This window comes from Streptomyces sp. NBC_01551, assembly GCF_026339935.1.
Classification (GTDB): Bacteria; Actinomycetota; Actinomycetes; order Streptomycetales; family Streptomycetaceae; genus Streptomyces.
In genome coordinates this window covers 5,280,684-5,293,690 of sequence record NZ_JAPEPX010000001.1, presented here as the reverse complement: position 1 = coordinate 5,293,690, position 13,007 = coordinate 5,280,684, and the positions used below count along the sequence as shown (strand labels likewise).

The 13,007-nt window shown below is 75.3% G+C and carries 15 protein-coding genes; 7 read left to right on the top strand and 8 right to left on the bottom strand.

Annotated features, from left to right (window positions below):
• Positions 1-69: 69 nt before the first annotated feature.
• Positions 70-1,185 carry a cytochrome P450 gene (locus OG982_RS23950; protein WP_266949231.1) on the top strand — a complete coding sequence of 372 codons (1,116 nt, stop codon included), beginning with the start codon at positions 70-72 and terminating at the stop codon, positions 1,183-1,185.
• On the top strand, positions 1,182-2,144 hold the full coding sequence (locus OG982_RS23945) for an NAD(P)-dependent oxidoreductase (protein WP_266949229.1): 963 nt from the start codon (positions 1,182-1,184) through the stop codon (positions 2,142-2,144). Before OG982_RS23950 ends, OG982_RS23945 begins: the two co-directional genes overlap by 4 nt.
• Here the strand turns inward: OG982_RS23945 and msrB are convergent.
• The 4 genes from msrB to OG982_RS23925 all read right to left on the bottom strand — a co-directional run bounded on the left by msrB (position 2,125) and on the right by OG982_RS23925 (position 5,399).
• A complete protein-coding gene (msrB, locus tag OG982_RS23940) occupies positions 2,125-2,532 on the bottom strand; it encodes a peptide-methionine (R)-S-oxide reductase MsrB (RefSeq protein WP_266783475.1) in 408 nt (135 codons plus the stop codon). The two genes, OG982_RS23945 and msrB, sit on opposite strands and share 20 nt — an antisense overlap.
• Before the next feature lie 23 nt (positions 2,533-2,555).
• Entirely contained in the window at positions 2,556-3,953 is a 1,398-nt protein-coding gene (gene murC, locus OG982_RS23935) for a UDP-N-acetylmuramate--L-alanine ligase (protein ID WP_266783477.1), read from the bottom strand.
• 69 nt (positions 3,954-4,022) lie between these two features.
• On the bottom strand, positions 4,023-4,490 hold the full coding sequence (locus OG982_RS23930; RefSeq protein WP_266783479.1) for an indole-3-glycerol phosphate synthase: 468 nt from the start codon (positions 4,488-4,490) through the stop codon (positions 4,023-4,025).
• Between the two features lie 135 nt (positions 4,491-4,625).
• Positions 4,626-5,399, bottom strand: a complete 774-nt coding sequence (locus tag OG982_RS23925; RefSeq protein WP_266783481.1) for a pyrimidine reductase family protein — start codon at positions 5,397-5,399, stop codon at positions 4,626-4,628.
• Between the two features lie 36 nt (positions 5,400-5,435).
• Here OG982_RS23925 and zapE point away from each other — a divergent pair, with 36 nt between their 5' ends.
• Together zapE and OG982_RS23915 are read left to right on the top strand one after the other, a co-directional pair.
• Positions 5,436-6,557 (top strand): cell division protein ZapE, encoded by a 1,122-nt coding sequence (gene zapE / locus OG982_RS23920; protein ID WP_266949227.1) that lies wholly within the window; start codon positions 5,436-5,438, stop codon positions 6,555-6,557.
• A 97-nt stretch (positions 6,558-6,654) separates the two neighbouring features.
• Entirely contained in the window at positions 6,655-7,080 is a 426-nt protein-coding gene (locus OG982_RS23915; RefSeq protein ID WP_266783485.1) for an OsmC family protein, read from the top strand.
• A 114-nt stretch (positions 7,081-7,194) separates the two neighbouring features.
• Here the strand turns inward: OG982_RS23915 and OG982_RS23910 are convergent, their stop codons facing one another.
• Positions 7,195-7,833, bottom strand: a complete 639-nt coding sequence (locus tag OG982_RS23910; RefSeq protein ID WP_266949225.1) for a GNAT family N-acetyltransferase — start codon at positions 7,831-7,833, stop codon at positions 7,195-7,197.
• A 177-nt stretch (positions 7,834-8,010) separates the two neighbouring features.
• Here OG982_RS23910 and OG982_RS23905 point away from each other — a divergent pair, with 177 nt between their 5' ends.
• From OG982_RS23905 to OG982_RS23895, 3 genes are read left to right on the top strand one after another with little or no spacing between them, the layout of a single operon-like run.
• The gene (locus OG982_RS23905; RefSeq protein WP_266783489.1) at positions 8,011-9,357 is read left to right on the top strand and encodes an alkaline phosphatase PhoX; all 1,347 of its coding nucleotides are present in this window, start codon (positions 8,011-8,013) and stop codon (positions 9,355-9,357) included.
• A gap of 54 nt (positions 9,358-9,411) precedes the next feature.
• The gene (locus OG982_RS23900; protein WP_266783491.1) at positions 9,412-10,344 is read left to right on the top strand and encodes a PPK2 family polyphosphate kinase; all 933 of its coding nucleotides are present in this window, start codon (positions 9,412-9,414) and stop codon (positions 10,342-10,344) included.
• Between the two features lie 17 nt (positions 10,345-10,361).
• Positions 10,362-11,273: a polysaccharide deacetylase family protein gene (locus OG982_RS23895; RefSeq protein ID WP_266783493.1), complete on the top strand. Its 912-nt coding sequence runs from the start codon at positions 10,362-10,364 to the stop codon at positions 11,271-11,273.
• Positions 11,274-11,316: 43 nt separating this feature from the next.
• Here the strand turns inward: OG982_RS23895 and OG982_RS23890 are convergent, their stop codons facing one another.
• From OG982_RS23890 to OG982_RS23880, 3 genes are read right to left on the bottom strand one after another with little or no spacing between them, the layout of a single operon-like run.
• Complete coding sequence (locus OG982_RS23890; protein WP_266783495.1) at positions 11,317-11,508, bottom strand: hypothetical protein; 192 nt, start codon at positions 11,506-11,508, stop codon at positions 11,317-11,319.
• A 14-nt stretch (positions 11,509-11,522) separates the two neighbouring features.
• A complete protein-coding gene (locus OG982_RS23885) occupies positions 11,523-12,161 on the bottom strand; it encodes an ABC transporter (RefSeq protein WP_266949224.1) in 639 nt (212 codons plus the stop codon).
• Positions 12,158-12,973, bottom strand: a complete 816-nt coding sequence (locus OG982_RS23880) for an ATP-binding cassette domain-containing protein (RefSeq protein WP_266949967.1) — start codon at positions 12,971-12,973, stop codon at positions 12,158-12,160. Before OG982_RS23880 ends, OG982_RS23885 begins: the two co-directional genes overlap by 4 nt.
• Positions 12,974-13,007 lie beyond the last annotated feature (34 nt).

The window sequence follows — 13,007 nt, the reverse complement described above, 5'->3', positions numbered from 1 at the left end:
CCGCCGCACCCTGCTCTGGTATTGGGACCGGCGCTACCGGCCCGCCGACACCACGGAGGTACACGTCCGATGACCCGCCCGACGACCCGCCCGGCGCCCCCCTCGCACGCGCGGGCCCGCGCCCGGGACCGCCGGGTCTACCTGGGCGGCCACCCGCTGCTGTTCGGGCTGCTCGCCGCCACCCGGGGCCGCCCGGTGCGCCGGCTCGGCCGGACCCTGCTGGTCCACGACGCGGCCGCCTACCGGGAGGCGCTGACCCGGCTGCCGCTCGACCGGACGGCCGCCGGCACCACCGGCGGGGCGGCGCGCGCCGCGCTGCCGGAGGGCGGCGGCGTGCTCTTCGACCAGGAGGGCGGCGGCCACCGTGCGGACCGGCGGGGGCTGGCCGACCGGCTGGGCGCGACCGGGGTGTCGCGGCTCCGGGCGGTGTGGGAGCCGCTGCTGGTACGGGGAGTCGCGCCGCTGTCCCGGGGTGGCGAGGTGGACCTGGTGGAGCTGGCCCGGGAGCTGGCGGGGTCGGTGGTCTGCGCGCTGCTGGGCTCGGGCGCCGATCCCGGGACGGTCGCGCGGGCCGCCGCCGACGCCGCGGCGGCCTCGGTGCGCAGCCATCTGCCGGGCCCGCGCCGCCCGGGTGCGCGGGCGGCCGCCGCCCGGAGCGCCGTGCGGCTCCAGGAGCTGCTCGGCCGCTCGGACGACGCGCTGGCCGTGATGGTGGCGGTCGCCGCCGTCAACACCTCGGTGGCGGCGCTGCCCCGGGCCGTGGCCTGGTGTGCCGACGCCGGGCTGTGGGACCAGGCGGCGGACCCGGAGCTGCTCCCCCGGCTGGCGGACGAGCTGTTGCGGGTGACGGCGGCCTCGCCGGTGCTGCCCAGGGTGGCGGCGGCCGCCGGGTCGGTCGGCGGCTGCCCGGTGCGCGGGGGCGACCGGCTGGTGCTGGTGGCCCGGCACGCCGCCGAGGCGCACGGGCGCGACCCCGACGGCCGCGACCCGGCCGGGGCGGGGGTGGCCCACCTCGTGTTCGGGGCGGGGCCGCACGTGTGCCCGGGCGCGCGGCTGGCCCGCGTACAGCTGGCCGACGTACTGGCGGCGCTGGCTCCGCACCGGCCGGTGGTGGCGCGGGCCCGGGTGGACCGGCGGGCGGCCCTGCCCGGCTGGCGCTCGCTGACCGTACGGGCGGGCTCGTGACTTCCCGTAGGCCCTCTTGCGTCACCGTCGCGGTCACCGGGGCGAGCGGATTCTGCGGCGGCCACGTGGCGCGCGCGGCCGCGGCCCGCGGTGCGCGGGTGGTGTGCCTGGGGCGTCGGCCCGGCCCGGTCGGCGTCCACCGGTTCTGGGACGCGGCCCGCGCGCTGCCGGACCTGTCGGGAGTCGGCCTGGTCGTGCACTGCGCGGCGGCGGTCGGCGACCCGGCCCCCGGCTCGCCGGCCGAGGCGCGGATGCGCGCGGTCAACGTCGGCGGCACCGAGCGGCTGCTGGAGGCCGCGGCGGGGCTGCCGGTGGTGTGGGTGAGCAGCGCCAGCGTCTACGACCCGCGCCCGGACCGGAGCCTGGTCCGGGAGGACCATCCGCGCTCGGGGCACCTGAACGCGTACGGCCGGACCAAGGCGGCGGGCGAGGCGCTGGCGCTGGCGGCCGGGGCGGTGGTGCTGCGCCCGCGCGCCGTGTACGGGCCGGGGGACACGCAACTGCTGCCCCGGCTGCTCTCCCGGGTGCGGGCCGGGAGCCTGCTGCTGCCGGGGCCGGACGTCCCGCTGAGCCTGACGGCGGTGGAGAACCTGGCCGACGCCTGCCTGGCGGCGGCCGGCTGGGCGCCGGGCGCGTACAACGTGGCCGACGCCGAGCCGTACGCGCGGGACGCCGCCGTGCGCCGGGTGCTGCGGGCCCACGGCAGCCGGGCCCGCGTCCGGCACCTCCCGCTCGGCCTGGCCCGTACGGTGGCCCTCGCGGCGGAGGCCCTCGCCCGGGCCGGGCACGGCGAACCGGCGCTCAGCCGCTACGCGGTGGACCAGCTGGCGCACCCGGTGGTCCTGGACCTCACCCGGGCCCGCTCCCAGGGCTGGTCACCGCACCGGACCCTGGACGACTACCTGGCCACGGCCCCGGCCGCCACCGGCCCGGGCGGCGTCAGCCCTCGGTGGGGGTGAGCCGCAGCGAGATGGAGTTGATGCAGTAGCGCTGGTCGGTGGGCGTGGGGTAGCCCTCGCCCTCGAACACGTGGCCCAGGTGGGAGCCGCACTTCGCGCAGCGGACCTCGGTGCGGACCATGCCGTGCGAGGTGTCCGCGATCAGCTCGACCGCGTCGGTGTCCTTCGGGTCGAAGAAGGACGGCCAGCCGCAGTGCGACTCGAACTTCTCCGAGGAGCGGAACAGCTCGGACCCGCAGCCGCGACAGGAGTAGACGCCCTCCGTCTTGGTGTCGGTGTACTCGCCGCGGAAGGCCGGCTCGGTGCCCGCGAGGCGCAGCACCTGGTACTCGGACGGAGTCAGCTCCGCCTGCCACTGCTCGTCGGTCTTGTGAACCTCGTACGACATGACTCTCCCGCTCCCTCGGATGCTCAGCTCGACAGGCGGGCGAGGATCGCCGGACCGAGGTCCGTGACGTCGCCCGCGCCCATCGTGAGAACGAGATCACCGGGCTTCGCCATTCCCGCGATGACGTCGGCGACGGCGTCCTTCTCGTGCTCGGCGGTGACGTCGGCGCCGGTGGCGCGGGCCGCGGAGATGATGATCTCGCTGGTGACGCCGGGGATCGGGTCCTCGCGGGCCGGGTAGATGTCCAGGACCAGCGCGGAGTCGGCGAGGGCGAGGGCCTGGCCCATCTCCTTGCCGAGCTCCTGGGTGCGCGAGAACAGGTGCGGCTGGAAGACGACCAGGATCCGGGAGTCCCCGGCGGCGCCGCGGATGGCCTCCAGGTCGGCGGTCATCTCCGTCGGGTGGTGCGCGTAGGAGTCGATGACCTGCACGCCGGCCGCCTCGCCCTTGAGCTGGAGGCGGCGCTTGACGCCGGTGTACTTGCCGAGGGCCGAGGCCAGGTTGTGCGCCGGGATGCCGAGGGCGACACCGGCCGCGAGCGCGGCGACGGCGTTGTGCGCGTAGTGGCGGCCGGGGACCGAGACGGTGAAGGTGAGCATCCGGCCGTCGATGACGACGGTGACCTCGCTGGCCAGCCCGCGCGGGGTGATCTTCACGATGCGGACGTCGGCGCCGTCCTCCTCGCCGTAGGTGACGACGGTGAGGCCCTCGTTGCCGCTGACCCGGGCGGCGATCTCGGCCGCGCCGGCCTGGCTGTGCGCGACGACGAGCGTGCCGCCGGGAACGACCTTGCCGACGAAGGTCTCGAACGACTCGTAGATCTCCTCCATCGACGCGTAGTTCGCGTGGTGGTCGAGCTCCGCGTTCAGGATGATCGCGACCTGCGGGGTGTACTTGTGGAAGCTGCGGTCGCTCTCGTCCGCCTCGGCCACGAAGATGTCGCCCTCGCCGTGGTGGGCGTTGGAGCCGGGCGCGTCCAGGTCGCCGCCGATGGCGTACGAGGGGTCCAGGCCCAGGGCCGACAGGGACACCGCCAGCATCGAGGTGGTGGTGGTCTTGCCGTGCGTACCGGCGACGGCGATCGGGCGCAGGCCGTCCATCAGCCCGGCGAGGGCGTCGGAGCGGTGCACGACGGGGATGCCGAGCTCGGCGGCGCGGGCCAGCTCCGGGTTGTCGGAGCGGATGGCGCTGGAGACGACCACGCAGGTGGAGTCGGAGGCGAGGTGTGCGGCGGCGTGCCCGATGTGGACCTCGGCGCCGTGGGCGCGCAGCGCCTGGGCGGTCTCGGAGTCACGGGCGTCACTGCCGGCGACCTTCGCGCCTCGCTGGGCGAGGATCTTCGCGATGCCGGACATCCCGGCGCCGCCGATGCCGATGAAGTGCGGTCGTTCCATGGCGGTCGGCAGGCCGGGCGGCGTCATACGGGTTCTCCCCAAGGTGCGGGTCGGTACGGCGGAAGGTGGCACCCGGTGAGGGTGTCGGACGCCAGCCTATTCGTTGTGGGCGAAGAGCTTGAGCACCGGAACCCCGACCTTGTGCCGTGCCCGGGAGGCCCAGTCCCGGTGGAAGAACTCCTCCACGAAGTGCGGGGCGGTCAGAACGATCACTTCGTCGGCGTTCGTCTCCTCGACGACGGCCTTGAGTTTGTCGAGCGGGTGGTCCTCGATGATCTGGCCGACGGCCGTGGCGCCCTTCCTGCGCAGGGCGGCCAGGGAGTGCTCCAGGGCCTGCTCAGCGGGGCCGCGGGCGGCCTCGCCCTCCGGTTCGTCGCCCTCGTGGAGGGCCTCGGGCAGTTCACCGAGCGCCACGTCGTCGATGGCGCGCAGCAGTCGGTCCTGGTCGCCCCGGGGCCGCATGAGGACGACGAAGGAGACCTGGTCGTCTCCGTGAAGGGTGGTGACGAAGTCCACGTCGACCGGGGTCAGCGGCTGCTCGATCATCAATACGCTCGTGAACACGGACGCCCTCTCCTTCATGGGCCGAGGCCGGTCGGCCGGCCCCTGCGGAAACCATCCTGCCCCGCTGTCGCACGGGGCTTGCGCAGGTATATGTGCCCAGCGGAAGCTAAGCGGAACGGCGAATTCCGCTGCTTCTCAGATCCGACGGTAGCTCGTGAAGAGGAACCCGGCCTCTTCCAGTACGGAGGCGGGTGCCAGCCGGTGCGGCACGGCGACGGAGGGGCCGCCGGCAATGCGCTGGGCGTCCCCCGCGGTGAGCATCGGGGAGATCGTCAGACACAGCTCGTCGAGCGCGTCGGCGGCGACGAACTGCCCCAGCAGCCGGGGCCCGCCCTCGGTGAGCTGACGCCGCAGACCCCGCTCGGCGAGTTCGCGCACGGCCCGGGCCGGGTCCACGGCGGCCCCGTCGCCGGCGATGACGACCTCGGCCCCGGAGGCGGCGGCCGCGGCCACCCGGTCGGCGCGGGCGGTGGCGCCGGTGATCACCAGCGTGGGCACGAGCGGGGCGGTGAACAGCGGCAGCGAGAAGTCCAGGTCCAGACTGGCCGTGATCACCGCGATGGCGGGCGCGGGGCCCTGGCCGGCCGCCTCGCGGCGGGCCGCGAAGGCCTCCCGGGCACGCGCCGGGCGGTAACCCTCCTGGCGAACCGTTTCCGCGCCGACGACCACCACATCGGCCAGCGCGCGCAGCGTGCCGAAGATCCGCATGTCGGTCTCACCGGAGATGGGCTGCGAGCGCCCGTCGTGCTGGGCGGCCCCGTCGAGGGTGGAGACCATGTTCGCCCGCAGCCAGTGGGCGTCACCGGAGAGCGGCGGGTACGCGTAGGCGTCCGCGAGCTCGTCCAGCGACCACTCCCGGTCGGCCCGGGTCGCTGATGTCTGATCGGTCACAGGGAACAGGCGTCGCATCGGTGCAGTGTGACACGCCCCGTAGAGTTAAGGGCTGTGTCAACCTCACTCTCGACCTCTGGTCCCGCCTCCGGTGGTCCGGCCTCCGGGCGGCCGCCGATAGCCGACGTGGGCCCGCTCGCCCTGTGCGCCCGCGCGCCGCACGTGCCCGCCGAGCGCCTGGTCGCCGAGATGGTGCCGCCGCCGCGCTTCGACTCGGTGCGCTTCGACACGTACAACCCCGACCCCACGCAGCCGAGCCAGGCCGAGGCCGTCACCGTGCTGAGCGACTTCGCGGCCGGTCTGGGCGGGGCGCACGCGAGCGGCGCCGGCAAGCGGCGCTGGTTCGGGCGCAAGAGCGCCGCCCCCGCACCCGGACCGCGCGGGGTCTACCTCGACGGCGGCTACGGCGTCGGCAAGACCCACCTGCTGGCCTCCCTGTGGCACGCCACCCCGGCGGAGCCGGCGCTGAAGGCGTTCGGCACCTTCGTGGAGCTGACCAACCTGGTCGGCGCGCTCGGCTTCCAGCAGACCGTGCGGACGCTGGGCGGGCACCGGCTGCTGTGCATCGACGAGTTCGAGCTGGACGACCCGGGCGACACCGTGCTGGTGTCCTCGCTGCTGAGCCGGCTGGTCGAGCAGGGCGTCGCGCTGGCCGCGACCTCCAACACGCTGCCCGGCAAGCTCGGCGAGGGCCGCTTCGCCGCCGCCGACTTCCTGCGGGAGATCCAGGGCCTGTCGGCGCACTTCCGGCCGCTGCGGATCGACGGCCAGGACTACCGCCACCGGGGCCTGCCGGAGGCGCCCGCGCCGTTCTCCGACGAGCAGGTCGCGAAGGCCGCGTACGCGACGCCGGGCGCGAGCCTGGACGACTTCCCGGGCCTGCTGGAGCACCTGGCCCGGGTGCACCCGAGCCGGTACGGGGCGCTGACGGACGGGATATCGGCCGTCTGCCTGACGGACGTCGGCCCGATCCCGGACCAGTCGACGGCCCTGCGGCTGGTCGTCCTGGCGGACCGGCTGTACGACCGCGAGGTACCGGTGCTGGCGTCGGGGGTCCCCTTCGACCGGCTGTTCAGTGAAGAAATGCTGAACGGCGGTTACCGCAAGAAGTACTTCCGCGCCATATCGCGGCTCACCGCCCTGGCGCGCGACGCGAAGCCCCTGGTGTCCCAGTAGGTTTGGGAACGCCGGACCGTTCGCCCGTACGGATCCTCCGGATCCTCGTACGGGCGGCGGCGGTCCGGCCGTTGCCACTTCTGCGAAGGGATCCACCATGGCCACCACGCGTACCGCCCACACCGACTGGCAAGGCAACCTCCTCAAGGGGTCCGGCGTCGTGACCCTCGACTCCTCGGGCCAGGGCTCGTTCGACGTCTCCTGGCCCTCGCGCGCCGAGGCCGCGAACGGCAAGACCAGCCCGGAAGAGCTGATCGCCGCCGCGCACTCCAGCTGCTACTCGATGGCCCTGTCGCACGGCCTGGACGGCGCGGGCACCCCGCCCACCCGGGTGGAGACCAAGGCCGACGTGACGTTCCAGCCGGGTGAGGGCATCACCGGCATCCACCTGACGGTGCGCGCCGAGGTCCCCGGCCTGGACGCCGAGGGCTTCGCCGCCGCCGCCGAGGACGCCAAGAAGAACTGCCCGGTCAGCCAGGCCCTGACGGGCACGACGATCACGCTCTCCGCCGAGCTGATCTGATCCCGGTCTGACGGCTGCCGTCCCCCGCTGCCCGGGTGCCCGGTTCACGACCGGGGCCCGGGAGCGGAGCGGGAACGGGAGCGGAGCGGGAACGGAGCGGGAACGGGAGCTGCCTCAGCCGAACAGGCCGCGCGCCGGTTCCAGGCCGTGGAGCTCCACCGGGACCGTCCGGTGCGCCTCCCATCCGGCGCGGTCCAGGCGCAGCCGCCGCAGGGTACGGGCCTCGCCCCGCACGCACGCGACCGTCAGGCCGTCCGGGCGGTAGCCGAGCTTCTCGGAGACCCGGAGCGAGGCCGGGTTGTCGGTCATCGCGGCCGAGGTCACCGCACGGGCCCCGAGCCCGGCGAAGGCCAGGTGCAGCACGGCGGCCCGCATCTCGGTGCCGATGCCCTCGCCCTGGTGGGCCAGCCCCAGCCAGGACCCGGTGTGCCCCTCCCGGGTCACCGCGAATTCGTCCGCCCCGAGGTCCTGGCGGCCGACCACCTCGCCGCCGCGCAGCACCGCCAGGCTCAGCGTCCAGGCCCGCGGGCTCCAGCTCGCGACGGTGCCCAGCACGTGCTGGAAGACGGCCCGCCCGCGGTCCTCGGGGGGCGCGTCGGTCCACGGGACGGTGAACGGCGTCAGCGCGGGGTCGTGCACCCCCGCCGCCGCCACCGCCGCCAGTTCCGCGAGCAGGTCCAGGCCGGGCAGCCGCAGCTCCAGCCGGGGCGTCGTGACGCGCAGGCCGTACAAGGGCCAGACATGGGCTTCCATGGCGGGAGCCTGGCCGACGGGGCCCGGGGCTGTCGAGCGAATTGGGTCCCGTCCCGGGAGCCGCGGCACCCGGTGGGGTGACAGGGCGACGGGTGCGACCGCGTCGGGCGCCCGGGCGGGGGGCCGCGTGGTACCACGGCTCGGTCACATGTCCTGCGCCACCGCTGGGAGTTGCCGATGTCCGTCACCCGACGCAGCCTGCTCGCCGCGGCCGGCATCGCCTTCAGCGGAGCGCTCGGCGCGCTGTTCGCCGGGACGGTCGGCGCGAGCCCGGGCACCCGGGGGTACGGGCCGCTGCTGTCCGACCCGCGGGGGCTCCTCGACCTGCCCGCCGGATTCTCCTACCGGGTGCTCTCCCGCGCCGGGACCCCGCTGCGCTCCGGCGAGGGCGCCGTCCCCGCCAACTGCGACGGCATGGCCGCGTTCGGCGCCCCCCGCCAGGGCGTCCGCCTCGTCCGCAACCACGAGAACCGCACCACGGCCGCCCTGCGCGTGCCCGCCGTGGAAGGGCTGACCTACGACCCCCACGCCCTCGGCGGCTGCACCCTCCTCGAACTCGACGCCGACGGCCGGGTCAGCGCCGAGCGCGTCGCCCTCGCCGGGACCGCCGTCAACTGCGCGGGCGGGCGTACCCCCTGGAACACCTGGCTCAGCTGCGAGGAGACCGAGGACCGCGCGGGCGGTGACACCGGGTACGCCGAGGACCACGGGTACGTCTTCGAGGTGGACCCCGCCGACCCGTACCGCTCCGGCGCCGTTCCGCTCACCGCGATGGGCCGGTTCGCGCACGAGGCCGTCGCCGTCGACCCGTACCGCGGTGTCGTCTACGAGACCGAGGACGCCTTCATCAAGCCCTTCGGCCTGTTCTACCGGTTCCTCCCGGCCCGGCCCCTCGGCGGACCCGGCTCGCTGCGGGCCGGCGGGGCCCTGGAGGCCCTGCGCGTCCCCGGCGTGCCCGACCTCGCCGTGGTGGACGAGCCGGGGGCCGAGTTCCCGGTCGAGTGGGTGCCCGTACCCGACCCCTCGGCGGCCGGGACCGCCATCCGCTTCCAGGACTTCGGCCGGGGCGGGATCACCCACGCCCAGAAGCTGGAGGGCTGCTACTGGGGCGACGGCGGCGTCCACTTCGTCTCCAGCTTCGCCCGCGCGGCTGAGGGCGCGGGCGCCGACCACCACGGGCAGGTGTGGTTCCACGACCCGGTGCGCGCCACGATCCGCCTGGACGTACTGTTCGGCCCGGCCGCCGACGTCGAGCTGCCCGGGGACTCCCCCGACAACATCTGCCTGGCCCCGGACGGCGGCCTGATGGTGTGCGAGGACGGCGGCGGGGCGCAGTACGTCTTCGGCGTGACCCGGAGCGGCGAGGTCTACCCGATGGCCCGCAACGCCGACGACATCGGCAAGCCCGGCGCCCCGGAGTGGGGCGAGTTCGCCGGGGTCACCTTCTCCCCCGACCGGCGGACGATGTACGTCAACGCCTACTCCCCCGGCACCACCTTCGCGGTCACCGGCCCCTGGCACTGACCTCCCGTCGCGGCGCCGTTCGATCCGTAGCAGGATCGAACGGAACCCGACCGGATGGGGGCAGCCGTGGCCAAGAAGGACAGCAAGCGGAAGAAGGGCGGCCGCAAGGGCGGGGCCGCCGCCGCGGAACCGCCACCGCCGCCCCCGGCGCCGCCCCTGCGCGAGCTGCTGCGCGTACCGGCGGGCGAGCGGCTGGACCTGCGCCGGTTCGACCCGGCGGCCACCCCGGCCGGGCCCGCCGGGAAGGCGGCCGCAGTCGCCGCCACCGCCCGGTTGGCCGAGCCGCTCTCCTCCCTCCAGGAGCGGCTCTACGCCGCGAGCACCGCGGGCGACCGGCGCCGGCTGCTCCTCGTCCTCCAGGGCATGGACACCAGCGGCAAGGGCGGCACGGTCAAGCACGTGACCGGCCCGCTCAGCCCCTCGGGCTGCCGGGTCAGGGGCTTCAAGGCGCCCACCCCCGAGGAGCGGGAGCACTCCTTCCTGTGGCGGATCGCGCGGGCCCTGCCCGAGCCGGGCGAGATCGGCGTCTTCGACCGTTCGCACTACGAGGACGTCCTGGTCGCCCGGGTCCGCGAGCTGGTCTCGCGCAGTCAGGTGAACCACCGGTACGAGCAGATCAACCGGTTCGAGGAATCCCTCGCGGCCGACGGGGTGACCGTGCTGAAGGTGTTCCTCCACATCAGCTGGGAGGAGCAGCGCGAGCGCCTCCTGGCGCGCCTGGACGACCCGCTCAAGCACTGGAAGTTCAGCCCGTCCGACATCGACGACCGCGCGCTGTGGCCGGCCTACCAGGAGGCGTACGAGCTGGCGCTGGAGCGGTGCTCCACGGACGCCGCGCCGTGGTTCGTCGTCCCGGCGGATCGCAAGTGGTACCGCAACTGGGCGGTGAGCACCCTGCTGCGGGAGCACCTGGAACTCATCGATCCGCAGTACCCGGAGGCGGGCTTCGACGTGGAGGAGTGCCGTGCCCGTCTGATTGCCACATAGTCATATATTTTGCGTAGGTGACCTCTTCCCTGCGCAAAGCGGCGGCCGCGGCCGCTCTCAGTGGCGCCCTCGGCGCCGTCCTCGTCGGCTGCGGGGGCGGCGCCGGTACCTCGAACGGCGCTCCCGGCCAGGCCCGACTGGCCACGCCCGCCGCCCCCTCGGCCGCCGCGTCCGCCGCCGCGTCCGGACCGGCCTCCTCCGCCGCCCCGCGGGCCGGCGCGCCCGGCAAGGCGCCGACCCTGGCCCCCGGCCCGGGCGGCCTGACCCCGGTCTTCGAACGGGCCGGACAGCGGACCGAGAAGACCGTCGCGCTGACCTTCGACGCGGACATGACCTCCGATCAGGGGCCGCGCGCGGCGGACGGGGAGCACTTCGACAACCCGCAGCTGATCGCCACGCTGCGGACGCTCAAGGTGCCCTCGACGATCTTCATGACGGGCCGCTGGGCCGAGGAGTACCCGGACCAGGCCAAGTCCATCGGCACGGACCCGAACTTCGAGATCGCGAACCACTCGTACAGCCACCACGCCTTCAAGTCCCCCTGCTACGGGCTGCCCGCCCTCGACGCCGCGGCCGCCCGCGCCGACGTGGACCGGGCCTTCGAGGCCTTCCGTACGGCGGGGGCGGTCAACACCGTCCCGTACTTCCGCTTCCCTGGAGGCTGCTACGACGACCAGGCGCTGCGGGCCCTGTCCACGGCCAAGGTCACGGCGGTGCAGTGGGACGTGGTCAGCGGGGACGCCTTCGCGAAGGACCCGGACGCGGTGGCCGAGCAGGTCCTGGCGGGCGTGAAGCCGGGCTCGGTGGTCGTCATGCACTGCACCCGCAGCGCGGCGCCCGTCACCGAGGAGGCCATCCGGAAGATCGTCCCGGAACTCCGCAAGCGCGGCTACCGCTTCGTGAAGGTCTCGGAACTCGTCGGCAAGTAGCCCCGGGCGCGAGCCGTCCCGACGCGAGCCGTCCCGACACTCCCTAGCCCGAGCAGGCGGTGCGCTGGGCGTCCTGCCACTCGCAGACCGGGCACAGCACCACGCCGGGGGTCTCGACCCCGTACTCGGTGGGCTTGCCGCACTCCAGGCAGTCCGCGTAGGGCGGTCCCGCCACGACCACGGCGGGCACCGCCGGCGCGGGGCAGTAGGACCCGGTCCGCTCGGTCTGCTCCATGCCTGAGAGCGTACTCACCCGCGCCGCGCGGCGACGAGGCAGGCGGCCACGCCGACCGCGCAGGCCGTCACCGCCGCGCCCGCCAGGGCGCCCAAGGGGAGCGCCACCGAGCCCCCCACCAGGGCGCTGACCGCCACCCGGGCCGGCGAGCCCGCCGTGACCAGAGCCAGCAGGCAGCCCAGGCCCGCCGCCCCGACCGCGTACCCGGGCGCCCGCAGCAGCGGCCGGGCGCACAGGGCGCCCACGGCCGCGCCCGTCAGCGCGCACACCAGCACCGCCGAGGCCCCGGCCAGGGCGGCCGCGGGGAGGGTCGTACCGGCGCGGTCGCCGAGCAGCAGCACCGCGACGGCGCCGAGCACCCCGGCGCCGAAGCCCCAGCCGAGCCCGGTGAGCAGGGCCGCCGCGTGCGCCCGTACCGGACCGGCAGCGGCGGCGGCGCAGTCCCGCGCCGCGTCGGGTTCGACCGTGACGCAGATCCGCACCAGCCAGGCCGTCACCGGGACCAGCGCGGCGGCCGCGTAGCCCAGCGAGTCCGGTACGGGATCCCCGGGGCGGAACCCGACGGCCAGGAACGCGGCGTACAGCAGCACCGGCGCGAGCCAGCGCTGCGAGCGCAGCAAGAGGGCCCCCTGGTAGCGCAGCAGAGCGGTCACGGGATGTCCCTCAGGTCGCGGATGTGCCACGGCGGGCGCGCGGTGAGCAGCTCGCGCAGCACCGCGTCGGACCGGGCGGCGGGCACGGTCAGCCGGAACCCCCCGCCGGGCAGGGGCTCGGCCGCCAGACCCGGCGGCGGTTCGGCTCCGGGCGGCCCGGCGGCCTCGATCCGCACCCGGGGCCCGGGGTCGGCGCCCTGCCGTACGGGGACCAACGCGCCCGCCTCGACCCGGTAGTGCCGGTCGGGCGCCCCGGCGAGCCGCGCCGGGTCGTGGTCCACGAACAGCACCGTGCCCCCGGCGGCGGTCCGCTCGGCGACGGCCCGGTCCAGCTCGGCGCGCGCGGGCGCGTCGAGCCCGGTCCACGCCTCGTCGAGGACGAGCAGCCCCGGTGCGGCGAGCAGGGCTTGGGCGACGGCCACCTTCTGACTGGTCCCCTTGGACAGTTCGGCCAGCGGGGTGCGGGCGTGCCCGGCCGCGCCGAACCGCTCCAGCCACTCGGCGGCCCGGCGCTCGGCCTCGGCGCGCGCCAGCCCGTGGATCCGGCCCAGGTGGCCGAGGTAGGTCGCCGTGGTGAGCGGCAGGGCGGCCGGGAAGCGCTCGGGGACGTAGGCCGTGCGGCGCGGGCGGCCGGTGATCCGCCCCTCGGTCGGGGTGTCGATGCCGGCCACGAGCCGCAGCAGCGTGGACTTGCCGCCACCGTTGCGGCCTTCGACGCGGACGAGCGCGCCGGGCGGTAGCTCCATCGAGACGCCGCGCAGCACCCAGGGCCGCCGCGTGCCGTAGCGGCGGCCCACGGCGTCCAGGCGCATGGCCATCGTCTTCGTCTCGTCTTCGTCTTCGGTG

Coding starts and splice junctions, on each gene's coding strand:
- OG982_RS23880 (WP_266949967.1), bottom strand. CDS start 12,973: ATGCGCCTGGACGCCGTGGGCCGCCGCTACGGCACGCGGCGGCCCTGG.
- OG982_RS23915 (WP_266783485.1), top strand. CDS start 6,655: ATGGCCACCACGCGTACCGCCCACACCGACTGGCAAGGCAACCTCCTC.
- OG982_RS23910 (WP_266949225.1), bottom strand. CDS start 7,833: ATGGAAGCCCATGTCTGGCCCTTGTACGGCCTGCGCGTCACGACGCCC.
- OG982_RS23950 (WP_266949231.1), top strand. CDS start 70: ATGACCCGCCCGACGACCCGCCCGGCGCCCCCCTCGCACGCGCGGGCC.
- OG982_RS23905 (WP_266783489.1), top strand. CDS start 8,011: ATGTCCGTCACCCGACGCAGCCTGCTCGCCGCGGCCGGCATCGCCTTC.
- OG982_RS23890 (WP_266783495.1), bottom strand. CDS start 11,508: ATGGAGCAGACCGAGCGGACCGGGTCCTACTGCCCCGCGCCGGCGGTG.
- msrB (WP_266783475.1), bottom strand. CDS start 2,532: ATGTCGTACGAGGTTCACAAGACCGACGAGCAGTGGCAGGCGGAGCTG.
- OG982_RS23925 (WP_266783481.1), bottom strand. CDS start 5,399: ATGCGACGCCTGTTCCCTGTGACCGATCAGACATCAGCGACCCGGGCC.
- murC (WP_266783477.1), bottom strand. CDS start 3,953: ATGACGCCGCCCGGCCTGCCGACCGCCATGGAACGACCGCACTTCATC.
- OG982_RS23900 (WP_266783491.1), top strand. CDS start 9,412: ATGGGGGCAGCCGTGGCCAAGAAGGACAGCAAGCGGAAGAAGGGCGGC.